This is a genomic window from Roseomonas sp. HF4 (assembly GCF_005222755.1).
Lineage (GTDB): Bacteria > Pseudomonadota > Alphaproteobacteria > Acetobacterales > Acetobacteraceae > Neoroseomonas.
Map to the genome: position 1 here is coordinate 67,403 of NZ_STGD01000014.1, position 24,604 is coordinate 92,006.

A 24,604-nucleotide genomic window follows, 5' to 3' on the forward strand; every position below is an offset into this window, starting at 1 on the left:
TCAGGGGCTGCGCGCATATATGCCGGGCGTCACGGGGATGCGAGGGAACGAGTGTCCGAGGGCCTGTCCGACCTGCCGAGCGTCTTCCGGCCGATCATCGCGTTGCGCGAGGCCGGCTGCGCGATGGCGCGCGCCGTGGCCGAGGCGCCGCGGCACGGCGCCGGCACGCTGGTCTGGGTGCGGTCCTGGGCGCGCATCGAGGCGGCGGTGGTGCTCGAGCCCGAGCAGCCGCTGGGCGCGGCGCGCCCGGCGCTGCTGGCGGCGCTGGCCGCCTTCGCCGATGCGGCCGGCGCGCTCGGCCCGCCGGAGATGCCGATCACCTTCGACTGGCCGGCCGCGGTGCGCGTCAATGGCGGGCTGGTCGGCCACGCGCGCCTGGCCGCGCCGCCCGGATGCGCGGCCGATGCGGTGCCGGACTGGCTGGTGGTCGGCATCGAGGCCGCCTTCGCCGACCCGGCCGAGGCCGAGCCGGGCCGCGTGCGCGACCGCACCACGCTGTTCGAGGAAGGCTTCAACGAGACGACGCCCGCCGAGGTCACCGCCGCCTGGGCGCGCCACCTGATGGCGATCCTGGCGGAATGGCAGGCGCGCGGGCTCGGCGCCGTGACCTCCCGCTACCTGGCGCGGCTCGACCCCGCGGTGGGTGAGGGTGCGCGACGCGGCATCGATCCCGCGACGGGCGACCTGGTGCTGCAGCGGGGCGCGGTCCGGGAACGGCTTCCGATCGACGGGGTGGCGGCATGACGCGGCTGCTGCGCACCATCCGGCTCGACGCCTCGGACGCGCTGGTCTTCCCGCGCGCGGCCGAGCCCGGCGAATGGGCGGTGCCCGGCGGCTTCTGCTTCTGGGACGACGATCTGGGGGCGCTGGAGGGCAAGCGGCGGCAGGCCTTCCGGGCGGGCTTCCTCGGCCTCGGCTCCTTCGGGTGGTCGACGCTGGTGCAGGTCGTGACGGCCAGCGCGGCGCAGCGGGAGGAAGCGGCGGCCGCGCTGGCCGCGCATATCCAGGATGCCCTCGGCGCGCCGGACGCCGCGGCGGCGCGCGCGGCGGCGGAGGAGGAGATCGCCTTCGCCGAATCGCTCTGCGACCATCCGCCCGGGACCCTGGTCGCGCTCACCCGTGGCGCGGAGGGCGGCGAGATCCGCGAACGCTTCCGCACGCTGCATGAACGCGCCGAGCCGCACCGCGCCTTCGAGACGCTGCCGGTCTTCGCGGCCGTCGCGGTCGATGGCGAGGAGGAGCCGGTCATGCACCCGGACCTCGCGCGCATGGCCCGCGCCGGCACGGGTTCCAGTCGCGCCGGCCGGCGCGAGGGATCAAGCCGCGCCGGTCGGCGCGAGGACGAGGCCCCCGAATGAGCGACCTGCTCTCCCCCGGCGACTTCTGGGTCGCCTCCGGCCACCACCTTTGCGATGTCGGCGCGCATGGGCGGCTGCTGGCGACGCCCGAGCTGTGGCGCGCCTTCCTCGCGCGGCCGGAGCTGATCCCGCCCGACGAGGCCTGTGCGGCCGAGCGGGCGCTGCACGCCGCGCTGATGGAGGCGCCGCTGCAGCCGGTCGAGCCGGCCCGCCTCGCGGCGCTGGCCGATGCCGACGCGCGCGAGAATTTCGGCCATTTCATGGCCTTCCGCGACCGCGTCGCGGCGCAGCCCTCGCTGGAGGCCGCCTGGCTCGCGCTCTATCGGGAGGGCGTGGCGGGGCTGCCGCCGATCCTGCTGCAGATGCTGACGCACCTCGTGGCGCGCGCCGCGCTGGAAGGCGAAGGCGACCCCTTCGTGCTGCGGGCGGGCGAGCTGCTGTACCGGACGCAACGCGCCGGCATCCACCAGGGCGCGACACTGCTGGCGGATGAGGAGGTGGTCGAGATGCGCGGCCGCGACGGCGGCTTCGGCGCGATCGGGCAGTTGCTGGTCGAAGCCGGCGCGCCGCCGCGCGAGGTCGAGCTTGACGTGCTGACCGAGGCGAACGGCACGCTCTATCACGGGCGGTCGGATGCGCACGACTTCGCCCTCGACATCGCCGAGGGGCGGGACGGCGCGCGCGGCATCGGCCGCATGCTGGAACGCCTCATCCGCCACCTGTTCGGGGAGGAGGTCGCGATCCGGCCCGTCCCGGTGATCGAGGATGCGAACTGGACCTGGCATGTCGGCCTCGATGCCGAGGCGAGCGCGATCGCCAACGACCTCTGGCACGGCAAGACGGTGAAGCAGGCGCGGCTCGCGCGCATCCTCTGGCTCGGCGTGCTGGAATTCCGCGATGCGTCGCGCGTGCTGCCGCGCGTGGCCGGCCGGCCGGTCTATCTTGCGCTGGCCATGGATGCGGCGAATCGCGTGCGCATGAAGCCGCAGAACCTGGTGGCGGGGCTGCCGCTGGTCGCGAAGGATGAGGCCGCATGACGCTGGAAGTCCCGGGCACCATCCGGATTCCCGTCGGCGTCGTGGCGGAACGCCGCCCGGCCGTCACGCCCTGGGCCGAGCATGTCTGGCAGGCGCGCGAGGTGCTGGAGGACACGCCGCCCGTCGCCGCCTGGACCCTGCTGCGCGAGGAGGCCGGCCGCGCACTGTTCTTCGCCGGCACCGCCGAGGTCGCGCTGCACCCGACCGACACCGACAACTACAAGCACAACCTCGAGGCCGCGGAGCCGCGCATCTGGGTGGTGCTGCGGCCCTGCGAGGCCCCGCCCGGGCTGATGCTGCAGGCCGTCACGGTCGATGCCGGGGAGGCGCACCTCTATGCCGACACCGGCGACGACCTGCTGGAAGCCCTGCCCCTGCCGCCCCGGCTTCGCGCGACGGTGGAGGCCTTCGTCGCCGAGCACCATCGCGACCGCGGCTTCCACAAGCGCCGGCGCGACCGGGCGGACACGGATGCGCTCGGCCGCCGGCCGCGGGTGGACGGCGCGTGAGCGGGGAGGGGTTCCTGTCCCGCTGGTCGCGCCAGAAGCGCGCGGCGGAGGACGAGCGCGAGGCCGAGGCGCCGCCGGACGCGCCCGTGCCGGTCGCGGTACGGCCGGTCACGCCGGCCCAGGACCTCGCCCCCGGTCCGGCCGACGTTCCGGCCGGCGCGCCGCCGCCTGCCCCCGACGCGGAGCCGGAATTCGATCCGGCCAGCCTGCCGCCGCTCGACTCCCTGTCCGCCGAGAGCGATTTCGGCGCCTTCCTGCGCAAGGGCGTGCCGGAGCCGCTGCGCCGTGCCGCGCTGCGCAAGGCCTGGGGCCTCGACCCCGCGATCCGGGACTTCGTCGGCCTGGCCGACTATGACTGGGACTTCAACGCACCGGACGGCGTGCCCGGCTTCGCGCTCGAACTCAGCGGGGACGTGCAGCGCATGCTCGCCCAGGCGGTGGGGCTCGACCGCTTCGATCCGCCCGAGGCAAAGGCCGAGACGGGCGCGCCGGCGGCGCCCACGCCCGATGAGGCCGGCCCGGGGGAGGCGGAAGATCTTCCGGGGGAGCCCGTGCCTGATGGCCCGGCGATAGCCGCCGCCCCGGAGGCGGCGGAGGTGGCCGAGCCGATGGCCGCGCCCGCGCGCCGGCACGGCTCGGCGCTGCCAAGTTGAGAATGATTCTCAACTATCTGTTATATTTCAAAGGCTTGTCAGATCTGGCGATTCCAGAGTACCCCGCTCGGGATTTCGGGGAGAGGGAGATCCGTCTCGGCATGTCCAGCACGGGCACCGCAGACACCGTTCGTGATACGCTGGCGCATGAGCGCGGCCGTCTCTTTGCGTTGCTCGGGCGTTTGCTCGTCGCCGCGCCTGATGCCGGGTTGATCGCGGCGCTGCGTGGGCTGCGCGGCGACCGCACGGCGCTCGGGGAGGCCTATGGTGCCGTGGCGACGGCCGCCGGAACGGCGGACCCCGTCTCCGTCGAGCGCGAATTCCACGACCTTTTCATCGGACTCGGGCGCGGCGAGCTGCTGCCCTTCGCGTCCTATTACCTGACCGGCTTCCTGCATGAGCGGCCGCTGGCGGAGCTGCGTGGCGACATGCTGCGCCTCGGCCTCGAGCGCGCCGCGGGCGTGGCCGAGCCGGAAGACCACATCGCCTCGGAGTGCGAGGTCTATGCCGGGCTGCTCTCGGGCAGCTTCGAGGGCGGGACCGCGGAGGCCGAGGCGTTCTTCGGAAAGCACCTGCGGCCCTGGGCCGGCAGGTTCTTCGCGGATCTTGAGCGGGCCGAGGCGGCGCGGTTCTACCGCGCGGTCGGCATGCTCGGGCGCGTTGCAGTCGAGATCGAGCAGGCGGCCCTCGGGCTGCCGGGCTGAGGAAGGCCGGGAGAGGCGAGAGATGAGCACCAACGACAAGACCGTGGCCGAACGTCGAGGCTTCCTGAAGGCGCTTGGGCTTGGCGGCGCGGCCGCCGCCGCGGCGGGCGTCGCCGAGGCCGCCGGCCCCGTGCGCGCCGATGCGGTGCCCGCCGGCACCGCCCGCAAGGAGAACGAGGCCGACCGGCTGAAGGCCCGCTACCAGGCCGACAGCGCGCATGTGCGGGCCTTCTACCGCACCAACGGCTACGGCGGCTGAGAGAGAAGAGGGAGCGAAACCCCATGCTGATCAAGCGTTCCGAAGCCCGCGCCGGCAAGCAGCGCCTGGCCGCGGCCTATCAGGGCCTGTCCTCGGGCGGGCTCGACCGCCGCGCCTTCCTGAAGCAGGCGGGCGTCACGGGTGTCGGCCTCGCCGCGCTCGGCGCCATTCCGCTGACGACGGTCCGCCCCGCCCAGGCGGGGCCGATGAACCACGCCCAGCCGGTCACGCGCGTCAAGAACATCTGCACCCATTGCTCGGTCGGCTGCACGGTCACGGCCGAGGTGCAGAACGGCGTCTGGGTCGGCCAGGAGCCGACCTGGGAGAGCCCGATCAACCGCGGCACGCATTGCGCCAAGGGCGCGGCGGTGCGCGAGCTCGTGCATGGCGACCGCCGCCTCAAGTATCCGATGAAGCTGGTGGGCGGGCAATGGCAGCGCATGTCCTGGGACCAGGCGCTGGATGAGATCGCCGACAAGCTGATGGCGGTGCGCCAGGCCTCGGGGCCGGATTCCACCTTCTGGCTCGGCAGCGCCAAGTTCTCGAACGAAGGCGCCTACCTGTATCGCAAGTTCGCCGCCTTCATGGGGACCAACTCGGTCGACCACCAGGCGCGCATCTGCCATTCGACCACGGTCGCGGGTGTTGCCAACACCTGGGGCTACGGCGCCATGACGAATTCCTACAACGACATCCGGAATTCGAAGACCATCATGATCATGGGCGGCAACCCCGCCGAGGCGCATCCCGTGTCGCTCCAGCACGTGCTGGCCGGCAAGGAGATCAACCGCGCCAACATGATCGTCATCGACCCGCGCTTCACCCGCACAGCTGCTCACGCCACGGAATACGTGCGGATCCGGCCGGGCACCGACATCCCCATCATCTGGGGCATCCTCTGGCACATCTTCGAGAATGGCTGGGAGGACAAGGAGTTCATCCGCCAGCGCGTCTACGGCATGGACGATGTCCGCGCCGAGGTCGCGAAGTGGAACCCGGCCGAGGTCGAGCGCGTGACCGGCGTGCCGGGCGCGCAGCTCCGCAGCGTCGCCGAGAAGTTCGCGACGCAGAAGCCCTCGACGCTGATCTGGTGCATGGGCGCCACGCAGAAGACCGTCGGCACCGCCAATGTGCGCGCCTTCTCGATCCTGCTGCTGGCGACCGGCAACGTGGGCGGCGACGGCAACGGCGCCAACATCTTCCGCGGCCACTGCAACGTGCAGGGCGCGACCGACCTCGGGCTCGATGTCACCTCGTTGCCGCTTTACTATGGCCTTGCCGAAGGCGCCTGGAAGCACTGGTCGCGGGTGTGGGAGGTCTCCTACGAAAGCCTGCTCGCGCGCTTCGACAGCAAGGCGATGATGGAGGCGCCGGGCATCCCGACCACGCGCTACTTCGATGCCGTGACGCTGCCCAAGGACCAGGTGCAGCAGCGCGACAACACGAAGGCGATGGTCGTGTTCGGCCACGGCGGCAACACCGTCACCCGCATGCCGGATGCGGTGAAGGGGCTCGAGAAGCTCGACCTGCTGGTCGTGGCGGACCCGCATCCGACGACCTTCGCGGTGCTCGCGAACCGGCGCGACAACACCTACCTCCTGCCGATCTGCACGCAGTTCGAATGCGACGGCAGCCGCACGGCCTCCAACCGCTCCATCCAGTGGGGCTACCAGGTCGTGAAGCCGATCTTCGAGTCGAAGACCGACTACGAGGTGATGTACCGCCTCGCGGGCGCGCTGGATAAGGCCGCCGAGAAGCGCAACATGCCGGTCCGCTTCCAGGCCGAGATGTTCAAGAACATCGAGGTGCGCGGCCAGGAGCCGGTCGCCGAGAGCATCCTGCGCGAGATCAACCGCGGCGGCTGGTCCACCGGCTACACCGGCCAGTCGCCGGAGCGGCTGAAGCTGCACATGCAGCACCAGGACAAGTTCGACCTGGTGACGCTGCGCGCCAAGGCCGACGCGCCGGCCGAGATCGCCAACGACTTCTACGGCCTGCCCTGGCCCTGCTGGGGCACGCCGGAGATGCGCCACCCGGGCACGCACATCCTCTACAACACAAACCTGCCGGTGAAGGATGGCGGCGGCACCTTCCGCGCGCGCTTCGGGCTGGAGCGCAACGGCGTCTCGCTACTGGCCGACGGCTCCTATTCCAAGGACAGCCAGATCCAGGACGGCTATCCGGAGTTCACGGTCGCGGTGCTGAAGCGCCTCGGCTGGTTCGACGACCTGACGGCGGCCGAGAAGGCGTCCCTCGAACGGCATTTCGGCGCGAACATCGACAGCGCGTCCTGGTCCACCGACCTGTCGGGCGGCATCCAGCGCGTGGCGATCGCGCATGGCTGCATCCCCTTCGGGAACGGCAAGGCGCGCGCCAATGCCTGGAACCTGCCCGACCCGGTGCCGGTGCACCGCGAGCCGATCTACACGCCGCGCACCGACCTGATCGCGCAGTACCCGACGCTGCCCGACCGGCGCGCTTTCCGCCTGCCGCATCTCGGGCAGTCGGTCCAGAACCGGGCGAAGGATCTCGCGCCCAACTTCCCGATCATCCTCACCTCCGGCCGCCTGGTGGAATACGAGGGCGGCGGCGAGGAGACGCGGTCCAACAAGTGGCTCGCCGAGCTGCAGCAGGACATGTTCGTCGAGATCAACCCGCGTGACGCCGCCGCGCGCAACATCCGCGACGGCGCCTGGGTGCTCGTGAACGGGCCCGAGATGCCGCAGGGCAAGGCCACCCGCATGAAGGCGCTGGTGACCGAGCGCGTGGGCCCGGGCGTCGCCTGGATGCCCTTCCACTTCGCCGGCTGGTTCATGCAGGAGGACCAGCGATCGAAGTATCCGCAGGGGACGGACCCGATCGTGCTCGGTGAATCCGTCAATGCGGTGACGACCTACGGCTACGACCCGGTGACCTTCATGCAGGAAACGAAGGTCACCCTCTGCCAGATCCGCGCGGCTTAAGGAGGCGCGACACACATGGCCCGCATGAAGTTCCTCCTCGACGCCGAGCGCTGCATCGAGTGCAACGCCTGCGTCACCGCCTGCAAGAACGAGCACGAGGTGCCCTGGGGCATCAACCGCCGGCGCGTCGTCACGATCAACGACGGCAAGCCGGGCGAGCGCTCGATCTCCATGGCCTGCATGCACTGCACGGACGCGCCCTGCGCGGCGGTCTGCCCGGTGTCGTGCTTCTACACCACGGCCGATGCCGTCGTGCTGCACGACAAGGACCTTTGCATCGGCTGCGGCTACTGCTTCTACGCCTGCCCGTTCGGCGCCCCGCAGTATCCGCGCGTCGGCAACTTCGGCAGCCGCGGCAAGATGGACAAGTGCACCTACTGCGCCGGCGGCCCGCAGGCCGACAACATCGAGGCGGAGTACGTCCAGTACGGCTCGAACCGTCTGGCGGAGGGCAAGCTGCCGCTCTGCGCCGAGATGTGCTCGACCAAGGCGTTGCTGGCCGGCGACGGCCAGGTGATCGCCCAGATCTACCGGGAACGCGTGCAGAAGCGCGGCTACGGATCGGGCGCCTGGGGTTGGCGCACCGCCTACCGCGAGACGGTGGCGATCTGATGCGCGCGCTCGTCCTCGCCCTCGTGCTGATCGTGGCCGCGCCGGTTGCCGGCCACGCGCAGACCAATCCGCAGGTCAGCGGCACGCCGACCAACCCCACCTCGATGCTGCCGCCGGTGGCGGACGAGCTCGAGGTGATCAAGGCGCTGCAGGGCGGCCGCGTGGCCGGCCGCATCACCATCCCGGACCAGCAGGCGGCGAACCTGATCCAGCCGCAGGGCCGGTCCTGGCGCGACTTCCACAACGTGACGCTCGCCTGGGTGGGCGGCGTCGCGGTGCTGGGCATGCTTGGCATCCTGGTGCTGTTCCGCCTGTCCAAGGGGCGGGTCCCGATCGAGGGCGGCGCCTCGGGCCGCACGATCCAGCGCTTCAACGGGCTGGAGCGCGCGAACCACTGGATGGTGGCATCGACCTTCATCATCCTGGCGCTGTCGGGGCTGAACCTAACCTTCGGGCGGCACATCCTGCTGCCGCTGGTGGGGCCGGAAGCCTTCACGGCGATCAGCCAGTGGGGCAAGTACGCCCACAACTTCCTGGCCTTCCCCTTCACGCTCGGCCTCGTGCTGATGCTGCTGCTGTGGGTGAAGGACAACATCCCGAACGGGCGCGACGTGAAGTGGCTTGCGCAGGGCGGCGGGCTGATCGGCAACGCGCACCCGGACAGCGAGCGCTTCAACGCCGGCCAGAAGGGAATCTTCTGGATCACCATCCTGGGCGGCGCGGCAGTGGCGGTGACCGGCTACATGCTGGTCTTCCCGTTCTTCTTCACCGACATCGCGGGCATGCAACTGAGCCACATCATCCACAGCATCGTCTCGGTGCTGATGATCGCGGTGATGCTGGCGCACATTTACATCGGCTCGGTCGGCATGGAGGGCGCATCCGCCGCCATGACGACCGGCCAGGTGGACCTCAACTGGGCGAAGCAGCACCACAACCTCTGGGTCGAACGCGAGCTCGCCAAGGGGCGCGCTGCCGAGCCGCCCGCCTCTGCCAAGCCGGCCGGCGCCGACTGACGCAGCCGGATCATCGGACCTTGCGCGGGCGCATGGCGAAGGCCGTGCGCCCGCCGTCTTTCGGGGACCACGCGACGTGACGCGCATCATCGGGCTCGCGGGCTGGAGCGGGGCGGGCAAGACGACCCTCATGGTCAGGTTGCTGCCGGCGCTGATCGGGCAGGGCCTCGCCGTCTCCACCCTCAAGCACGCGCATCATCGCTTCGACGTGGACGTCCCGGGCAAGGATTCCTACGAGCACCGCCGCGCCGGGGCGGCGCAGGTGATGGTCGCCTCGGGCGCGCGCTGGGCGCTGATGACCGAACTGCGCACGGCGCGGGAGCCGACGCTGGCCGAGCTGGTCGCGCGCATGGACCCGGTCGACCTCATCATCGTCGAGGGCTTCAAGCGCGACGCCCACCCGAAGATCGAGGTGCACCGCGCCGCCAACGGCAAGCCCTGGATGCGGCCGGAGATGCCGGGGATCGTGGCCGTTGCCTCGGACGTCCCGCCGCCCTACGACCTGCCGTGCGCGGCGCTCGACGACGTCGCGGCGGTTGCGGCGCTCGTCCTTGCCCATGCAGCGCCCGTTGCGGAGATCGACTGGGGCGTGCGGCAGGAGGCCTGATGGCGCAACTCAGCGACGATTGCTTCGCCTTCGGCGGCACGCTCATGTCGGTGGAGGAGGCCCAGGCGCTGATCGCCGAGCGCATCCCCCCGGCCGATGGCACCGAGGCGGTGGCACTGCCCGAGGCACGCGGGCGCATCCTCGCCGCCGACCTGCTGGCGCCCGTGGCGCTGCCGCCCTTCTTCAACGCGGCGGTGGATGGCTGGGCCTTCCGCCACGACGACCTCTCCGAGGGCGCCATGACACGGCTCGAGGAATCCGGGCGCGTCGCGGCCGGCCATGTTCCCGTCCGCCCGGTCGGCCCGGGGGAGGCGGTGCGTGTCTTCACCGGCGCGCCGATGCCGGGCGGCACCGACACCTGCGTGATGCAGGAGGATGTCCGGCGGGACGGGCGCGGGCTGCTCATTCCGCCCGGCCTCAAGCGGGGCGCGAATGCGCGGCCGGCGGGCGAGGACGTGGCGAAGGGCGCGCTCGCGCTGGCGGCCGGCCAGCGCCTCGGCCCGGCGGAGATCGGGCTCGCCGCAGCACTCGGCCAGGCGGCGTTGGGCGTGCGGCCGAAGCCCCGGATCGGCGTCTTCTCGACCGGCGACGAACTCGCCGAGCCCGGCCGTCGCCTCGGGCCGGCGCAGACCTACGACAGCAACCGCTTCACGCTGCTGGCGCTGCTGGGCGGCCTGCCTTGCGTCGCGACCGACCTCGGCATCCTGCCCGACAGCGCGAACAGGACCGCCTCGGCGCTGGAGGCGGCCGCGCGCGGGCACGACCTGCTGCTGACCAGCGGCGGCGTCTCGACCGGGGAGGAGGACCATGTCCGCGCCGCCATCCAGGCCGCCGGCAGCCTGGTGTTCTGGCGCCTGGCAGTGAAGCCGGGCCGCCCGGCGGCGATGGGGGTCGTCGCCGGCACGCCGGTCGTGGGGTTGCCGGGCAATCCCGTCGCGGCGGTCGTCTGCTTCCTGCACCTCGCGCGTCCGCTGCTGCTCCGGCTCGCCGGCGCGGCGGAGGCGCCGCTGCCGCGCTATGCCGCGGTGGCGGACTTCGCCTGCCGCAAGAAGGCAGGGCGTCGGGAATACCTGCGCGTGACGATCAGGACCGAGGACGGCGCGACGCGCGCGCAGCGGTTCCCGCGCGAGGGTGCCGGCCTGCTCACGTCGCTCACGCAGTCGCACGGCTTCGTGGAATTGTCCGAGGCCGTGACCGAGGTCGCCCCCGGCGACGCCGTGACCGTGATCCCCTTCGCGGGGCTGCTCTGAGCGCGCGGGGTCCGGTGCGGCGCCTCGCCGCTACAGCCGCGCGCCCGTCGTGGTGAAGGCGGTCTCAGCCGTGCGCTGCACCTTGGTGTCGAGCACATAGGCCGCGCCGGCCGCGATGATCACCGCGATCACGATCCCAGAAACAATGGCCTTCATGACGCGCTCTTTCCCCAACCTTATCCGCGTCAGTCTATGGCCTCGGCGCCGGTGGTTTGCAACAGCGGCAGCAGGCGCTCGGCGGCGGCGAGGTCCTCGGGCGCATTGGCGTTGAAGAAGGGATCGACCGGCGTCACGGGCCATTCCGCCATCGCGCAGCCGTGCCGCGCGGTCCAGCGGTCGATCTTGCGCTCCCCCGCCAGCAGCGCGGCGCGCAGTTCGGCACGCAGCGCGACCGGCCAAAGCCCGACCGGCGGATGCGGCTGCCCACCGGAAGAAGCCGCAGCCAGCGGCACGCCCGCCACCGCCCGCGCAGCGTGAAGACGTGCCACGAGGTCCCGCGGGATGAAGGGCGAATCCCCCGGCACCGAGGTCACCCAGGCGAGCCCCGGCCGATGCTCCGCCGCCCAGTCGAGCGCGGCCAGAATGCCGGCCAGCGGCCCCGGATGGTCCGGCAGCCCATCCGCCACCACGGGCAGGCCATAGGCCGCGAAGCGCGCCGGATCGCCATTGGCGTTCAGGATGACCGCCGCCACCTGCGGCGCGAGCCGCGCCAGCGCATGATCCAGCATCGGCCGCCCGCCCAGCCGGCGGAGCGGCTTGTCCCCGCCGCCCATGCGCCGCGCCAGGCCGCCGGCCAGCACGCAGCCGAGCGTGTCAGCCCTCATCGCCGGCCGCCATCGCCTCGGTGCTGTTCTTGCGCCAGTGCTTCGCGGATTCCTCGGCCACGTAGTCGAGGTCGGCGTCGAAGACGATCCGGTCCTGCCCCGCCAGCGCCACGAAGCGCTTGCCCTTGCAGCGCCCGATCAGCGTGAGGCCCGCCTCGCGCGCCAACTCCACGCCCCAGGCCGTGAAGCCCGAGCGCGAGACCAGGATCGGCACGCCCATGCGCACGGTCTTGATCACCATCTCCGAGGTCAGCCGCCCGGTGGTGTAGAAGATCTTGTCGTCCGGCGTCTCGCGATGGCGGAACATCCAGCCGGCGATCTTGTCGACCGCGTTGTGGCGGCCGACATCCTCCATGTAGACGACCGGCTGGTCCCGCACGCAGAGCGCGCAGCCATGGATCGCGCCCGCTTCCAGGTACAGCGTCGGCAGCGTGTTGATCCGGTGCAGCAGGCGATAGAGCCAGGAAGTGCGCAGCTCCGCCTGCGCAAGCCGAACCTGGGCGAAGCCCTCCATCAGGTCGCCGAAGGCCGTGCCCTGCGCGCAGCCGGAGGTGAGCGTCTTCTTGCGCAGCTTCTCCTCGAAATCCGTCCGCTCCGGCGTGCGCACGACGACCACGCCGAGGTCCTCGTCGTAGGTCACATCCGTCACGACGGCATCAGGCTTCAGCATCCCCTGGTTCAGCAGATAGCCGAGGGCGAGGTCCTCCGGCCGGTCGAGGATCGTCATCATCGTCACGATCTCCTGGCCATTGAGGAACAGCGTCAGCGGTCGCTCGACCGTGACGCTGGTCTCGATGGCCGCGCCTGTGTGGTCGATGCCGGCGACGCGGCGCGTCAGGCGCGGGTCCGTGGGGTCGGGCTTGACGCGGAGGAGATCGTCCATGGGAGCGAGATGGGCGATGTCGGGCGCTGCCGCAACCAAGGGCGGGGCTCCGCCAGGGCTTCGCCCTGGACTCACCAAAGGCCGAAGGCCCTTCGGCCTTTGGCGGGGAGGTCCGGAGGGGCGGCGCCCCTCCTGCTGCTACGCCGGCAGGTGGATCCCCCGCCCCGCATGGAAGCGCGCGAACGCCTCGACCGGCAGCCGCGCATCCCGCTGCGACGCAGGTCTATCCCCCGACGGATTGTGGAATCTGAGCGAGCCCTCCGCCGTCCCGAAGACCAGCACGAGGTGCCCGCCGCGCGCGGGGGGCATGGACTCCGGCCGGCGGATCGAGGGGTGGACGGAGGCGATCACCATCCCTCCGGCCGCAACCAGGCCGGCGACCGCCTCCGCCGCCAGGTCCACCCGGACCTCCGCCGCGATGCCGTGTGCCTCCCGCAGCCAGGCCGCGGCCGGGGCATAGACCAGCCCGCGGATGGTGCCGTCCGGCTGCACCGCGTAGCCTCCGCGCGCGGTCAACTCGCGCGCCAGGTCGAAGGCGCGCGGCGGCACGAAGCCGCGGGCGGCGAGTGCCATGCGCAGGCACGCCACGCCGCAGAGATGGTCGGCCCAGCGCGCGTAGTCCGCCGCGCCCGCGGCGCCGGAGCGCGGCCAGAGCGGGTCGTCCTCCGCGGCCAGCGTGCCCGACAGGATGGCCCCGATCCGCCCGGCGGATTCCCATTGCCCGAAGAAGGGCGGGATCACCGCGCCTCGACCGCCCGCCCGCGCCGCCACACCGCGTCGACTGCCGACCAGTTCGCCGGGTTGCGCAATTCCGCCGCCAGCGCCGCGGCCATCGCCTCGAACATCGTGGCGCCCTTGGCCGCCGTCGCGGCGCGGGCATCGCCGCGCACGCCGGTGCCGGGCGCCCGCTCGGCGAAGGAGCGGAACCGTGTCACCGCACCGCCGCCGGCCGGCTGGCCCTCGGCGAAGGATTCCGCGATGCGCTCCTGGCGCACCTGCGTGGGGTCGAGGTGCAGCCAGAGGCTGGTTTCCGCCTCGCAGGCGTGCTGCATGCCGGGCTGCGCGGTCAGCGCCGCGGCGATCTCCTTCGCCGCGAGCTGCGGCGCGGTCGCGGTCAGCACCGGGATGCCGAATTCATGCGCGAGCTCGCGCGCGGAGACCGCCAGCGGCTCGATGTTGCCGCCATGCGAGTTGAACAGCATGACGCGCGCGAAGCCGTCCGCGAGCAGCGACTTCACGATGCAGCGGAGCACGCCGGCGAAGGTCGCGTAGTCGAGGCTGATCGTGCCGCCGAAGGGGAAATGGTGCTCCGACAGGCCGAGCCACATCGGCGGCAGCACGACGGCCGGCAGGTCCGCGCAGAGCTCGGCCGCGCGCACCGCGACGGAATGCCCGATGAAGCTGTCCGTCCAGACCGGCAAGTGCGGGCCGTGCTGTTCGAGGCTCGCGACCGGCACGACGACCACGGCACCGCGTTCGGCAAATGCGCGCAGTTCCGGCGCCGTCAGGCGTTCCCAGCGGACCTCCGGCATCTTAGCCCCTCCCCATCGCGTAGAATTCGTCGTTCGGGCGCAGGTTCGTCACGTTCGCCAGCCGGTTCGACATGCCGAAGAAGGCGGCGATGGCGGCGATGTCCCAGATCGCCTCGTCGTCGAAGCCGGCCGCGCGCAGCGCCGCATGGTCGGCATCCTCCACCTCGTTCGCGCGTTCGGTGACCTTGAGCGCGAAGTCCAGCATCGCCTTCTGCTTCGCCGTGATGTCGGCCTTGCGCCAGTTGGCCGCGATCTGGTCGGCGATCAGCGCGTTCTTCGCGCGGATGCGCAGGATGGCGCCGTGCGCCACGACGCAATACTGGCACTGGTTCCGCGCCGAGACGGCGACGACGATCATCTCGCGTTCCGCCTTGGTCAGCCCCTCGGCCTTGTCCATCAGCGTGTCGTGGTAGGCCATGAAGGCGCGGAATTCCGCCGGCCGGTGCGCGAGCATCAGGAAGACGTTCGGGACGAAGCCCGACTTCTCCTGCACCGTGAGGATGCGGCTGCGGATATCCTCGGGCAGGGCGTTCAGCTCGGGGATCGGGGTGCGGGCGATGGGGCGCTTCGTCATGCGCCGGACCATCCGCCCGAAGGCGGGCTCAGTCCAGCCCCAACAGCCCGCGCGCGAAGTCCCGCGCCGCGAAGGGGCGGAGGTCCTCGGCCTTCTCGCCGACGCCGACCGCATGGACGGGCAGGCCGAATTCCTGCGCGAGCGCAACGACGACGCCACCCTTGGCGGAACCGTCGAGCTTGGTCACGGCGAGGCCCGAGACCTCCACCATCTCCTTGAACACCTTGACCTGCTGCACGGCGTTCTGGCCGGTGGTGGCGTCCAGCACCAGCAGCACGGAATGGGGCGCCGTCTCGTCCACGCGGCGGAGGATGCGGATGACCTTCCGCAATTCCTCCATCAGGGCGGATTTGTTGTGCAGCCGCCCGGCGGTGTCGACCAGCAGGACATCAAGCCCCTCGGCCCGCGCCGTGGTCAGCGCGTCGAAGGCGAGGCCGGCCGCATCCGCGCCGGGCTTGGCCGGCGGGAAGAAGCGCGCGCCCGTGCGGTCCGCCCAGACCTGGAGCTGTTCGACGGCCGCGGCGCGGAAGGTGTCGCCGGCGACCATGCCGGCGCGCAGCCCCGCGTCGCGGTATTGCTTGCCGAGCTTGGCGATGGTCGTGGTCTTGCCGGTGCCGTTCACGCCGACGACCAGCACCACATGCGGCGCGCGCACGGGCTCCACGACGAGCGGCTGCGCCACCGGCGCCAGGATGGCCGCGATCTCCTCGGCCAGGGTCGCCCGCACCTCCTCGTCCGTCACTTCCCGGCCGAACCGGGTGCGGCGGAAGCCCTCGACGATACGGCGCGATGCTGCCACGCCGAGATCGGCGGCGATCAGCGTCTCCTCCAGCTCCTCGAGCGCCGCGTCGTCGAGCTTCCGCTTCGTGAACAGGCCGGTGACGCTGTCGGTCAGCTTCGCGGTCGAGCGCGACAGCCCAGCCTTGAGGCGGGACAGCCAGCCGCCGCGCGCCTCGGCCTGCGGCGGGGGCGCTTCCAGCGGCGGCAGCCGCGACGGCGGCGGCAACTCCACGGGCGGCACCGTCGGCGGCGGGTCGTCCGCCGGGGGCGGGGTCTCGGCGGGCCGGTCGGGTGTCGGGTCCTCGATCGGGCTGGGCGGCGCGTCGGGGGGCTCGGGCGGGCGCGGCGGCACCTCGGGCGAGGGCGGCTGTGGCGGCGGCGGGTCGTACCGCTCGGGGTCCGGTCGCGGGCCTGGCTGCGCCGGGTCCGACCCGCGCAGCCTTGTCCAGAGTTCGCGCAGCGCCATCAGGCGGCCTCCGCCAACAGGGCGTCGTCGGTCGCCCCGGTCACGCGCACGCGCCGGATCTCCCCGGGCCGCGCCTCCCCCCGCGTCAGGCGGAGCGGCGCGAAGTGCTCCGTGTGGCCGCGGTCGGCGTGTTCGAACAGCACGGCCTCCTCCTGCCCGATGCGCGCATGGAGCAGGCGCGCGGCGGCGCGCGCCCCGGCCTGCCGCAGCCGCGCGGCGCGTTCCTTCCGCACGGCCATGGGCAGTTGCGGCATCCGTGCCGCCGGCGTGCCCGGCCGTTCGGAATAGGGGAAGACGTGCAGGAAACTGAGGCCGCAGTCTTCCACCAGCGCCAGGGTCTCGGCCAGGTGGTCCTCCGTCTCGGTCGGGAAGCCGGCGATGAGGTCGGCGCCGAACACCACGTCCGGGCGCAATCGGCGCGCGCGCGCGGCCAGGGCGATGGCATCCGCGCGCAGGTGCCGCCGCTTCATCCGCTTCAGGATCAGGTCCGCGCCGTGCTGGAGCGACAGGTGCAAATGCGGCATCAGCCGCGCTTCCTCCGCGATCAGGCGCCAGAGGTCGTCATCCACCTCGACCGGGTCGAGCGAGGAGAGCCGCAGCCGCGGCAGGTCCGGCACCAGCGCCAGCAGGCGGCGCACCATCTGGCCGAGGCTCGGCCGCCCCGGCAGGTCCGGCCCGTAAGAGGTGATGTCGACGCCGGTCAGCACGACTTCCCGGTAGCCCGCGGCGACCAGCGCGCGCACCTGCTCGACGATCGCGCCGATCGGCACGGAGCGCGACGGGCCGCGCCCGAAGGGAATGACGCAGAAGGTGCAGCGATGGTCGCACCCCTGCTGCACCTGCACGAAGGCGCGTGCGCGGCCGGCGAATTCCGTAACCAGGTGCGCCGCCGTCTCGGTCGCCGCCATGATGTCCGTGACCGGCGCGGGCGGCACGTCGAGCGCGGCCCAGGTCGCGGGCTTCAGCTTGTCGGCGTTGCCGATGACGCGCTCGACGCCCGGCAGGGCGGCCCAGCGGTCGGGCGCGATCTGCGCGGCGCAGCCGGTGACGATGATTCGCGCGCCGGGATTGTCGCGATGGGCGCGGCGGATCGCCTGGCGGGCCTGGCGCTCGGCCTCGGCGGTCACGGCGCAGGTGTTCACAACGATCGCGCCGGCGTGGCCGGCCGCGGAGGCGTCGCCCGCCAGGGCGCGGGTCGCCAGGTCGCGCATCGCCTCGGATTCATAGGTGTTGAGGCGACAGCCGAAGGTGAGGACCTCGATGCTCATGTCGCGGCCTCGAGGTCCAGCGTGCCGGTGAAGGCGGTGGCGACGGGGCCGGTCATCAGCACGTGGCCGTCGGCCTCCCGCCATTCCATCAGCAGGTCGCCGCCCGGCATGGACACGGCGGCGCGGCGCCCGGTCAGGCCGCGCCGCGCCGCATTGACGATCGTGGCGCAGGCGCCGGAGCCGCAGGCCAGCGTCATGCCCGCGCCCCGTTCCCACATCACGAGCCGGATGTGGTCCGGCGCCAGCACCTGCGCGAAGCCGATATTCGCGCGGTCGGGGAAGATCGGGTCGCGTTCCAGCGCCGGGCCGAGGCTCGGGATGTCGAGCCCGTCGAGGTCGTCCACAAAGAAGGTCGCGTGCGGGTTGCCCATGGAGCAGGCGGCGGGGTCCGCCACCGGGCCGAGGGCGAGCGGCAGGTGCAGCGTATCGGCCCGGCGCGCCAGCGGCACGTCGTCCCAGCGCATGCGCGCCAGGCCCATGTCGGCGCGCCAGAGGCCGCCCGGCAGGCGCTCCACCGGGAGGTCGCCGGCGATGGTACGGACCACGACCCTGTCGGCGCCGCGCTCCTCGGCGACCAGGGAGGCGATGCAGCGCGTCGCGTTTCCGCAGGCCCCGGCCTCGGAGCCGTCGGGGTTGCGGATGCGCATGAAGACATCGGCGCCCGGCGGCGGCGGCTCCAGGATGATGACCTGGTCGCAGCCGACGCCGCGGTGGCGGTCGGCGATGGCGGCGGCGCGGCCGGGGGTCACGGCCAGCGCGGCGGCGCGCGCGTCCAGCACGACGAAGTCGTTGCCAAGGCCGTGCATCTTGCGGAAAGGGATCATCCTTCGTCGGATATAGGCGCCCCGGCGGCCGGCCGGAACCCGGCGCGTCGCGGGGAAGCCATCCGCCCGTGCGGCGCGGGCGGTCAGCCGTTGAGCAGGCGGTCGATCTCCTCCTGCCCCAGGTCCGGGTCGGCGGCGACGGCGACGGGCACGGTCGGCGCGTGGCCGACCACCTCGACCCGCGGTCCGGCCGCGTGAGGCACGCCGCCGGGCATCAGCCCCTCCAGCATCGTCTCGACCTGCTGCAACTGGCGGATGGCGCGGCGGATGCGCTGGCCCGTCAGGTCCTGGAAGGAGCACGCCTCGAAGATCGTGTTCACGCGCTCGGTCAGGGCGGCGACAGAGGACGCGTCGCGGCCGCCGCCGTCGAGCCAGACCTGGATCGCCTCCGCCGCCTCCAGGATCGTGTCGGCCGCGGCTTCGGTCGCCTGCACCACGGCTTCGAGTTCGAGGCCGGAACTGCGGGCGCCCAGGGCGGGAATGGCGACGAGGCGCGCGATCTGGCCATGCACCTCGGCAATGCGGGCGGAGATGGCGTCCTCCGTCATGCCGAGGAGCTGGACGGAGGAGGCGACCTCGGCGCTCAGTTCCGCGATGCGACGGTCGACGAAGGCACGCAGCGCAGCGAAATGCGGCGCCAGCGCCCGGTCGAACGCCTCGGCGGGCGGGGGAGGGTCGGTCTGCACGGCGGCGGCCTTCGCTGCGGGCGGCGGGAACGCCAGGAAACACGGAACGGGTGAAGGCATCCTTGCCCCGCGCGGGCGACTTGCCCTGGACCGCGCGCGCCGCTATACGCCCGCCTCCCGCGTCGTGGCCCCCTGGACATGCCCGGCCGGGAACACGCGTCCCCGCCGCATGGTGCGGCCCCGGATTCCGGGCGCAAGGCGGGATGTGCCACCCCGAGGAGGGCCAAATGTCCAAGATGAAGACGAAGTCGAGCGTGAAGAAGCGCTTCCGACTGACCGCGACCGGCAAGGTCAAGGCCGGGGCCGGCAACAAGCGCCACATGCTGACGGCCAAGACGAACAAGATGAAGCGGCAGAACCGTGGGACGTTCATCCTGGACAAGCAGGATGGCGACACGGTGAAGCAGTGGATGCCTTACGGCAGCGCGCGGTAAGGGAGAAGCACCATGGCTCGTGTCAAGCGCGGCGTCACCAAGCACGCCCGTCACAAGAAGGTCCTGAAGCTCGCCGAGGGCTACGTCGGCCGGTCTTCCACCGCCTATCGCCCCGCGCTCGAGCGCGTCGAGAAGGCCCTCCAGTACGCCTATCGCGACCGCCGCAACAAGAAGCGCGAGTTCCGCGGCCTCTGGATCCAGCGGATCAATGCGGCGGTGCGCGAGCATGGCCTGACCTATTCCCGCTTCATGGCGGGCATCAAGGCGGCCGGGATCGAGATCGACCGCAAGGTGATGGCGGCCCTGGCCTTCGACGAACCGGCGGCCTTCTCGGCGCTGGTCGAGCAGGCGAAGGCGAAGCTGGCCTGACCGCCTCCGGCCCGGGGGTTCCCCCGGGCCGCCGCAGCGTCTAGCAGAGGGCCGCTTCCCGGCGACGGGGCGCGGCCCTTCGCGTGTTCCGGACATGGTGCCAATGACCGACGACCTCGCTTCCCTGCAGGCCGAGACAGAAGCCGCCCTTGCCGCCGCTGCCGACCTGCGCGCGCTCGACGCCGTGCGCGTCGGCGTCATGGGCAAGTCCGGCAGCCTGACCGCGCTGCTGAAGGGCCTTGGTGCCGTACCCGCGGACCAGCGCAAGGACCGCGGCGCCGCGCTCAACCGCCTGAAGTCCGCGATCGAGGCGGCGATCGAGGCGCGTCGCGCCGTGCTCGACGCCGCGGCGCTGGATGCCCGCCTGGCCGCCGAGCGCATGGACGTGACCTTGCCGCCGCGCCCCTTCGCGGCTGGCACCGCGGCCGAGGGCGGCATCCATCCCATCGCGCGCACCATGGAGGAACTGACCGCCCTGTTCGGCGCCATGGGCTTCGCGGTCGCGGAAGGCCCGGACATCGAGGGCGACTGGTTCAATTTCGGCGCCCTCAACATTCCGGACCACCATCCGGCGCGCCAGGACCACGACACCTTCTACCTGCCGGAAGCGGACGGCCGCCGGCCGGTGCTGCGCACGCACACCAGCCCGGTCCAGATCCGCACCATGATCGCTAAGGAGCCTCCGATCCGCGTGATCGTCCCCGGCCGCACCTATCGCGCCGACCATGACGCGACGCATTCGCCAATGTTCCACCAGGTCGAGGGCCTGGTGATCGACCGCGGCATCACGCTGGGGCATCTCAAGGGCTGCCTGATCGACTTCCTGCGCGCGTTCTTCGGCATCGGAGACCTGCCGGTGCGCTTCCGGTCGTCCTACTTCCCGTTCACCGAGCCCAGCATGGAAGTGGACATCGGCTGGAGCCGGAAGACCGGCGAACTGGGCAAGGGCGGCGACTGGCTCGAGATCCTGGGCAGCGGCATGGTCCACCCGAAGGTGCTGGCCAATTGCGGCATCGACCCGCGGGAGTGGCAGGGCTTCGCCTTCGGCATGGGGATCGAGCGCATCACCATGCTCAAGCACGGCATTCCCGACCTGCGGCCCTTCTACGAGGCCGATATCCGCTGGCTGCGGCACTACGCGAGCAGCCCGCTGGCGCCTGCGACGCTGCATGAGGGGGTGTGACATGTTCGTTTGTCCCTCAGGCGCCGGGCGGGCCCCATCCGCGGCCCTTGGCTTCGCCGCGCCACTGGAGCGCCGTGGGGTGAACGCGCGTGGGCGGCGGCGGCCGCCGTGCGGCCGCATCCTCTGGGCGCGGAGCTGATTGAATGAAGTTCACCCTCTCCTGGCTGCGCGACCATCTCGACACGGACGCCACGGTCGATGACATCGCCCGCACGCTGAATGCCATCGGCCTCGAGGTCGAAGGCATCGAGGACCGTGGCGCCGCGCTCGCCTCCTTCCGCATCGCCCGCGTCATCGAGGCGGTGCAGCACCCGAACGCCGACCGCCTGCGCCAGCTGCGCGTCGATGTGGGCGATGGCGTGGAACGCTCGGTCGTCTGCGGCGCGCCCAATGCGCGCACCGGCATGATGGGCGTGGCGGCGCTGCCCGGCGACTTCATCCCCGGCACCGGCATCACGCTCAAGGCCGGCGAGATCCGTGGCGTGAAGTCCGAGGCGATGATGCTCTCGGCGCGCGAGATGGGCCTGGGCGATGACCATTCCGGCATCGTGGACCTGCCCGCCGATGCACCGCTCGGCGAATCCTACGTGCGCTGGGCCGGCATGGACGACCCGGTGATCGAGATCAGCGTCACGCCGAACCGCGGCGATGCGCTGTCGGTGCGCGGCGTGGCGCGGGACCTCGCCGCGGCCGGTCTCGGCACGCTGAAGCCGTGGTCCGCGCCGAAGGTCGCGGGGGCCTATCCGTCCCCGCTGAACTGGAAGATCGAGGACCCGCGCGCCTGCCTCTACGTGCTCGGCCGGGCGGTGCGCGGCGTGCGCAACGGGCCCAGCCCGAAATGGCTGCAGGACCGGCTGGTTGCGATCGGCCTGCGCCCGATCAGCGCGTTGGTCGACATCACCAACTTCTTCACCTTCGACCTCGGCCGGCCGCTGCACGTGTTCGACGTGGCGAAGGTGAAGGGCGCGGACCTCACGATGCGCATGGCGCGCGACGGCGAGACGCTGGCAGCGCTGAACGGCAAGGCCTATGCGCTGACGCCCGAGGATGGCGTGATCGCCGACGCGGCCGGCGCCGAGGCGCTGGGCGGCGTGATCGGCGGCGAGCCGTCCGGCTGCGACGAGGCCACGACCGAGTGCTTCATCGAATGCGCGCTGTTCGACCCGGTGCGCGTCGCGCTGTCGGGCCGCCGGCACGACGTGCGCACCGATGCGCGCGCGCGCTTCGAGCGCGGCCTCGACCCCGCCTTCCTGCCGGATGCGCTGGACGCGGCGACGCGCATGATCATCGAGCTCTGCGGCGGCGAGGCGAGCGAGGTGTCCTTCGCCGGTGCCGAGCCCGCCTGGCGGCGCTCGGCCACGCTCCGTTTCGACCGCGTGCGCGACTATGGCGGCCTCGACCTGCCGGCGGAGGAGAGCGTGGGGCGGCTCGAGCGCCTCGGCTTCGCCGTGCAGGCGCGCGATGCGGCGAGCGTCACCGTCGCGGTGCCGTCCTGGCGCAACGACGTGGCCTCCGACCTGTCGGCCTATCGCGCCGGGGGTGGGGCGCTGGCGCAGTTCGCCGGGCTCGATGCCGCCCGCGCGGCCAAGGCCGCCGAGGGCTGCGCGGCGATCGAGCCGGAATGCGACCTGGTCGAGGAAGTGCTGCGCCTGGGCGGCCTGGACGCCGTGCCGGCGGTCTCGCTGCCGGCGCTGGCGGTCATCCCGCCGCCGGCCTTCACGGCGAAGCAGGCGCGCGCGGCCTTGGCGCGGCGCGTGCTGGCAGCGCGCGGCATGCAGGAAAGCGTGACCTTCGCCTTCATGGAGGCCGCGACGGCATCGCTGTTCGGCGCGACGCCCGACACGCTGCGGCTGGTCAACCCGATCGCCGCCGACCTCGACCAGATGCGCCCGACGCCGGTCGCCTCCCTGCTGCTGGCCGCCGCGCGCAACGCCGCGCGCGGCTTCGCCGACGTGGCGCTGGCCGAGCTCGGCGCCTCCTATCGCGACATCACGCCCGAGGGCCAGGCGCATCTCGCCGCCGGCGTGCGGCAAGGCTCGACCCCGCGCCACTGGGCGGAAGCGCCGCGCGGCGTCGATGCGCTGGATGCCAAGGGCGATGCGCTGGCCGTGCTGGCCGCGCTCGGCGTGCCGATGGCCGCACTCCAGGTCACGCCGGATGCGCCAGGCTTCTACCACCCCGGCCGATCGGGCGTGGTGCGCCAGGGGCCAAAGGCGGTGCTGGCCACCTTCGGAGAGGTGCATCCGAAGGTGCTCTCCGCGCTCGACCTGCCCGGGCCGGCGGTGGCCTTCGAGGTCTTCCTCGACGCCGTGCCGGAACCGAAGCGCCGGAAGAAGGGTGCGCCGGACCTCCCCACCTTCCAGCCGGTCAGGCGCGACTTCGCCTTCATCGTGGAGGAGGGCGTCGCGGCCGAGGCGCTGCTGCGCGCCGCGCGCGGCGCCGACAAGGCGCTGGTCGCCGATGCTGCGCTGTTCGACGTCTATCGCGGCAAGGGCGTGCCGGAGGGGTCGAAGAGCCTCGCCATCCAGGTGACGATCCAGCCGCGCGAGGCGACGCTGACCGACGCGCAGATCGAGGCGGTGGCGGATCGCGTGGTGGCGGCGGTGGCCAAGGCGACGGGGGCGATGCTGCGCGCATGAGTGCCGCCGTGGCCGGCAAGCGCCTGAACCTGGCGCTGCTGGCCGCGTCGCTGGTCCTGGTGCTCGCCGTCTGGTTCGCGGGCACGGCGGCAGTGCCGGTGCTGATCGCCGAGGGGCTGGTGACGCCGGGCCGCGCCGCCTGGCTGACCGCGGCGGTGCAGCTGGGCTTCGTCGCCGGCACGCTCATCAGCGCGGTGCTGTCGCTGGCCGACAGGCTCGATCCGCGGCGGCTTTTCCTCGGCTGCGCGCTGGCCGCGGCGGCGGCGACGCTGGCGCAGGTGCTGGTGGCGCCCTCGGGCGCCGCGGCGGTCGGGCTGCGCTTCGTGGCCGGCGCGGCGATGGCCGGCGTCTATCCGGTCGGGATGAAGCTCGCCGCCTCCTGGGCCAAGGGTGACCTCGGGCTGCTGATCGGCATCGTGGTCGGCGCGCTGACGCTCGGCTCGGCGCTGCCGCATCTGCTGCCGAGCCTGCTCGGCTCGCTCGACTGGCGCGCGGCCTATGCCGGGGCGGGGGTGCTGGCGGCGGCCGGGGCGGGGCTGATCCTGCGCTTCCGGCCCGGGCCGCTGCTCGGCGCACGGCCGCCCTTCCGGCCGGCCCAGATGCTCGAGGCCTGGCGCAACCCGGGGCTGCGGCTCGCGAACCTCGGGTACCTCGGGCACATGTGGGAACTCTATGCCATGTGGGCCTGGATCGGGGTGTTCCTGGCCGCGATGCTCGGGCGGCCGGATGTCGGGCCCTGGGTCTTTGCCGTGATGGCGGCCGGTTCGGCGGGCTGCGTGCTGGCGGGGCTGGCGGCGGACCGCTGGAACCGGGCGCGCGTCGCGGCCCTTTGCATGGTGGTCTCGAGCGGCTGCGCGCTGGCGATCGGGGCGGCATCCGCCTGGCCGGCGCTGGCGCTCGGCATCGCGTTCCTCTGGGGCTTCGCGGTGGTGGCGGATTCGGCGCAGTTCTCGGCCTGCGTCGTCAGCCTCTCGCCACCCGAATACGTGGGCACGATGTTGACGGTGCAGACCTCGGCGGGGTTCCTGCTGACGGCCGTGATGATCGGCATGCTGCCCACGGCGATGGTCGCGCTGGGGCAGGGCGCGGCCTTCGCGCTGCTGGGCCTCGGGCCGCTGGCCGGCGCGGTCGCGATGTGGCGGCTGGCGCCCCTGCTGCCCGCCGCGCGCTAGCG

At 72.4% G+C, this 24,604-nt stretch carries 27 protein-coding genes; 17 read left to right on the forward strand and 10 right to left on the reverse strand.

Annotated elements, in window-relative coordinates; all coding sequences use genetic code 11:
- Positions 1–51 precede the first annotated feature (51 nt).
- The 12 genes from E8M80_RS19685 (at position 52) to glp (ending at position 10,968) form a co-directional block, all read left to right on the forward strand.
- A complete protein-coding gene (locus E8M80_RS19685) occupies positions 52–744 on the forward strand; it encodes a biotin/lipoate--protein ligase family protein (protein ID WP_137127435.1) in 693 nt (230 codons plus the stop codon).
- A complete protein-coding gene (locus E8M80_RS19690; RefSeq protein ID WP_206035684.1) occupies positions 741–1,358 on the forward strand; it encodes a DUF6505 family protein in 618 nt (205 codons plus the stop codon). Before E8M80_RS19685 ends, E8M80_RS19690 begins: the two co-directional genes overlap by 4 nt.
- Positions 1,355–2,395, forward strand: a complete 1,041-nt coding sequence (locus E8M80_RS19695) for a DUF6352 family protein (RefSeq protein ID WP_137127436.1) — start codon at positions 1,355–1,357, stop codon at positions 2,393–2,395. Before E8M80_RS19690 ends, E8M80_RS19695 begins: the two co-directional genes overlap by 4 nt.
- A complete protein-coding gene (locus E8M80_RS19700) occupies positions 2,392–2,904 on the forward strand; it encodes a DUF3305 domain-containing protein (RefSeq protein WP_137127437.1) in 513 nt (170 codons plus the stop codon). The genes E8M80_RS19695 and E8M80_RS19700 overlap by 4 nt, the downstream gene beginning before the upstream one ends.
- Complete coding sequence (locus tag E8M80_RS26975) at positions 2,901–3,557, forward strand: DUF3306 domain-containing protein (protein ID WP_137127438.1); 657 nt, start codon at positions 2,901–2,903, stop codon at positions 3,555–3,557. The genes E8M80_RS19700 and E8M80_RS26975 overlap by 4 nt, the downstream gene beginning before the upstream one ends.
- Before the next feature lie 101 nt (positions 3,558–3,658).
- Entirely contained in the window at positions 3,659–4,261 is a 603-nt protein-coding gene (locus E8M80_RS19710) for a molecular chaperone (RefSeq protein WP_137127439.1), read from the forward strand.
- Between the two features lie 22 nt (positions 4,262–4,283).
- On the forward strand, positions 4,284–4,520 hold the full coding sequence (locus E8M80_RS19715) for a twin-arginine translocation signal domain-containing protein (RefSeq protein ID WP_137127440.1): 237 nt from the start codon (positions 4,284–4,286) through the stop codon (positions 4,518–4,520).
- 23 nt (positions 4,521–4,543) lie between these two features.
- Complete coding sequence (locus tag E8M80_RS19720) at positions 4,544–7,483, forward strand: formate dehydrogenase subunit alpha (RefSeq protein ID WP_137127441.1); 2,940 nt, start codon at positions 4,544–4,546, stop codon at positions 7,481–7,483.
- 15 nt (positions 7,484–7,498) lie between these two features.
- Entirely contained in the window at positions 7,499–8,095 is a 597-nt protein-coding gene (fdh3B, locus tag E8M80_RS19725) for a formate dehydrogenase FDH3 subunit beta (protein ID WP_137127442.1), read from the forward strand.
- On the forward strand, positions 8,095–9,111 hold the full coding sequence (locus E8M80_RS19730) for a formate dehydrogenase subunit gamma (RefSeq protein ID WP_137127443.1): 1,017 nt from the start codon (positions 8,095–8,097) through the stop codon (positions 9,109–9,111). Before fdh3B ends, E8M80_RS19730 begins: the two co-directional genes overlap by 1 nt.
- Positions 9,112–9,187: 76 nt before the next feature.
- Positions 9,188–9,718, forward strand: a complete 531-nt coding sequence (gene mobB / locus E8M80_RS19735; protein WP_255467537.1) for a molybdopterin-guanine dinucleotide biosynthesis protein B — start codon at positions 9,188–9,190, stop codon at positions 9,716–9,718.
- Positions 9,718–10,968 carry a gephyrin-like molybdotransferase Glp gene (gene glp / locus E8M80_RS19740; RefSeq protein WP_137127444.1) on the forward strand — a complete coding sequence of 417 codons (1,251 nt, stop codon included), beginning with the start codon at positions 9,718–9,720 and terminating at the stop codon, positions 10,966–10,968. The genes mobB and glp overlap by 1 nt, the downstream gene beginning before the upstream one ends.
- A 30-nt stretch (positions 10,969–10,998) precedes the next feature.
- Here the strand turns inward: glp and E8M80_RS26865 are convergent, their stop codons facing one another.
- From E8M80_RS26865 to E8M80_RS19785, 10 genes are all read right to left on the reverse strand, one after another.
- Positions 10,999–11,124 (reverse strand): hypothetical protein, encoded by a 126-nt coding sequence (locus E8M80_RS26865; RefSeq protein ID WP_255467538.1) that lies wholly within the window; start codon positions 11,122–11,124, stop codon positions 10,999–11,001.
- A 29-nt stretch (positions 11,125–11,153) separates the two neighbouring features.
- Positions 11,154–11,792 carry a molybdenum cofactor guanylyltransferase MobA gene (gene mobA, locus E8M80_RS19745; protein WP_137127445.1) on the reverse strand — a complete coding sequence of 213 codons (639 nt, stop codon included), beginning with the start codon at positions 11,790–11,792 and terminating at the stop codon, positions 11,154–11,156.
- Positions 11,782–12,675: a formate dehydrogenase accessory sulfurtransferase FdhD gene (gene fdhD, locus E8M80_RS19750; protein WP_137127446.1), complete on the reverse strand. Its 894-nt coding sequence runs from the start codon at positions 12,673–12,675 to the stop codon at positions 11,782–11,784. The genes mobA and fdhD overlap by 11 nt, the downstream gene beginning before the upstream one ends.
- Positions 12,676–12,813: 138 nt before the next feature.
- Positions 12,814–13,416, reverse strand: coding sequence for a hypothetical protein (locus E8M80_RS19755; protein WP_137127447.1), 603 nt, complete (start codon positions 13,414–13,416; stop codon positions 12,814–12,816).
- Positions 13,413–14,207, reverse strand: coding sequence for a creatininase family protein (locus tag E8M80_RS19760; RefSeq protein ID WP_137127448.1), 795 nt, complete (start codon positions 14,205–14,207; stop codon positions 13,413–13,415). Before E8M80_RS19760 ends, E8M80_RS19755 begins: the two co-directional genes overlap by 4 nt.
- Position 14,208: 1 nt before the next feature.
- Entirely contained in the window at positions 14,209–14,781 is a 573-nt protein-coding gene (locus tag E8M80_RS19765) for a peroxidase-related enzyme (RefSeq protein ID WP_137127449.1), read from the reverse strand.
- Positions 14,782–14,809: 28 nt separating this feature from the next.
- Positions 14,810–15,760: a signal recognition particle-docking protein FtsY gene (ftsY, locus tag E8M80_RS19770; protein ID WP_240790134.1), complete on the reverse strand. Its 951-nt coding sequence runs from the start codon at positions 15,758–15,760 to the stop codon at positions 14,810–14,812.
- A 266-nt stretch (positions 15,761–16,026) separates the two neighbouring features.
- On the reverse strand, positions 16,027–17,295 hold the full coding sequence (gene mtaB / locus E8M80_RS19775) for a tRNA (N(6)-L-threonylcarbamoyladenosine(37)-C(2))-methylthiotransferase MtaB (RefSeq protein WP_137127451.1): 1,269 nt from the start codon (positions 17,293–17,295) through the stop codon (positions 16,027–16,029).
- A complete protein-coding gene (gene dapF, locus E8M80_RS19780) occupies positions 17,292–18,119 on the reverse strand; it encodes a diaminopimelate epimerase (RefSeq protein ID WP_137127452.1) in 828 nt (275 codons plus the stop codon). Before dapF ends, mtaB begins: the two co-directional genes overlap by 4 nt.
- A gap of 83 nt (positions 18,120–18,202) precedes the next feature.
- Entirely contained in the window at positions 18,203–18,805 is a 603-nt protein-coding gene (locus E8M80_RS19785; protein WP_170979517.1) for a protein phosphatase CheZ, read from the reverse strand.
- Between the two features lie 227 nt (positions 18,806–19,032).
- On the opposite strand from E8M80_RS19785, the gene rpmI reads away from it, so the two are divergent.
- From rpmI to E8M80_RS19810, 5 genes are all read left to right on the forward strand, one after another.
- A complete protein-coding gene (gene rpmI / locus E8M80_RS19790; protein ID WP_170979518.1) occupies positions 19,033–19,239 on the forward strand; it encodes a 50S ribosomal protein L35 in 207 nt (68 codons plus the stop codon).
- 12 nt (positions 19,240–19,251) lie between these two features.
- Complete coding sequence (gene rplT, locus E8M80_RS19795) at positions 19,252–19,608, forward strand: 50S ribosomal protein L20 (protein WP_137127455.1); 357 nt, start codon at positions 19,252–19,254, stop codon at positions 19,606–19,608.
- Positions 19,609–19,711: 103 nt separating this feature from the next.
- Positions 19,712–20,791, forward strand: a complete 1,080-nt coding sequence (gene pheS / locus E8M80_RS19800; RefSeq protein WP_137127456.1) for a phenylalanine--tRNA ligase subunit alpha — start codon at positions 19,712–19,714, stop codon at positions 20,789–20,791.
- 143 nt (positions 20,792–20,934) lie between these two features.
- Positions 20,935–23,430 carry a phenylalanine--tRNA ligase subunit beta gene (pheT, locus tag E8M80_RS19805; protein ID WP_137127457.1) on the forward strand — a complete coding sequence of 832 codons (2,496 nt, stop codon included), beginning with the start codon at positions 20,935–20,937 and terminating at the stop codon, positions 23,428–23,430.
- Complete coding sequence (locus E8M80_RS19810) at positions 23,427–24,602, forward strand: MFS transporter (protein WP_137127458.1); 1,176 nt, start codon at positions 23,427–23,429, stop codon at positions 24,600–24,602. The genes pheT and E8M80_RS19810 overlap by 4 nt, the downstream gene beginning before the upstream one ends.
- The last annotated feature ends 2 nt before the right edge of the window (positions 24,603–24,604 follow it).

Excerpts from the sequence above, each read along its gene's own strand:
- E8M80_RS19765 (WP_137127449.1), bottom strand. The coding sequence starts at position 14,781 with ATGACGAAGCGCCCCATCGCCCGCACCCCGATCCCCGAGCTGAACGCC.
- pheS (WP_137127456.1), top strand. The coding sequence starts at position 19,712 with ATGACCGACGACCTCGCTTCCCTGCAGGCCGAGACAGAAGCCGCCCTT.
- fdh3B (WP_137127442.1), top strand. The coding sequence starts at position 7,499 with ATGGCCCGCATGAAGTTCCTCCTCGACGCCGAGCGCTGCATCGAGTGC.
- E8M80_RS19720 (WP_137127441.1), top strand. The coding sequence starts at position 4,544 with ATGCTGATCAAGCGTTCCGAAGCCCGCGCCGGCAAGCAGCGCCTGGCC.
- glp (WP_137127444.1), top strand. The coding sequence starts at position 9,718 with ATGGCGCAACTCAGCGACGATTGCTTCGCCTTCGGCGGCACGCTCATG.
- E8M80_RS26865 (WP_255467538.1), bottom strand. The coding sequence starts at position 11,124 with ATGAAGGCCATTGTTTCTGGGATCGTGATCGCGGTGATCATCGCGGCC.
- mtaB (WP_137127451.1), bottom strand. The coding sequence starts at position 17,295 with ATGAGCATCGAGGTCCTCACCTTCGGCTGTCGCCTCAACACCTATGAA.
- E8M80_RS19700 (WP_137127437.1), top strand. The coding sequence starts at position 2,392 with ATGACGCTGGAAGTCCCGGGCACCATCCGGATTCCCGTCGGCGTCGTG.
- E8M80_RS19690 (WP_206035684.1), top strand. The coding sequence starts at position 741 with ATGACGCGGCTGCTGCGCACCATCCGGCTCGACGCCTCGGACGCGCTG.
- rplT (WP_137127455.1), top strand. The coding sequence starts at position 19,252 with ATGGCTCGTGTCAAGCGCGGCGTCACCAAGCACGCCCGTCACAAGAAG.
- dapF (WP_137127452.1), bottom strand. The coding sequence starts at position 18,119 with ATGATCCCTTTCCGCAAGATGCACGGCCTTGGCAACGACTTCGTCGTG.
- E8M80_RS19710 (WP_137127439.1), top strand. The coding sequence starts at position 3,659 with ATGTCCAGCACGGGCACCGCAGACACCGTTCGTGATACGCTGGCGCAT.
- E8M80_RS19760 (WP_137127448.1), bottom strand. The coding sequence starts at position 14,207 with ATGCCGGAGGTCCGCTGGGAACGCCTGACGGCGCCGGAACTGCGCGCA.
- E8M80_RS19715 (WP_137127440.1), top strand. The coding sequence starts at position 4,284 with ATGAGCACCAACGACAAGACCGTGGCCGAACGTCGAGGCTTCCTGAAG.
- E8M80_RS19695 (WP_137127436.1), top strand. The coding sequence starts at position 1,355 with ATGAGCGACCTGCTCTCCCCCGGCGACTTCTGGGTCGCCTCCGGCCAC.
- pheT (WP_137127457.1), top strand. The coding sequence starts at position 20,935 with ATGAAGTTCACCCTCTCCTGGCTGCGCGACCATCTCGACACGGACGCC.
- mobA (WP_137127445.1), bottom strand. The coding sequence starts at position 11,792 with ATGAGGGCTGACACGCTCGGCTGCGTGCTGGCCGGCGGCCTGGCGCGG.
- rpmI (WP_170979518.1), top strand. The coding sequence starts at position 19,033 with ATGTCCAAGATGAAGACGAAGTCGAGCGTGAAGAAGCGCTTCCGACTG.
- E8M80_RS19810 (WP_137127458.1), top strand. The coding sequence starts at position 23,427 with ATGAGTGCCGCCGTGGCCGGCAAGCGCCTGAACCTGGCGCTGCTGGCC.
- fdhD (WP_137127446.1), bottom strand. The coding sequence starts at position 12,675 with ATGGACGATCTCCTCCGCGTCAAGCCCGACCCCACGGACCCGCGCCTG.
- E8M80_RS19730 (WP_137127443.1), top strand. The coding sequence starts at position 8,095 with ATGCGCGCGCTCGTCCTCGCCCTCGTGCTGATCGTGGCCGCGCCGGTT.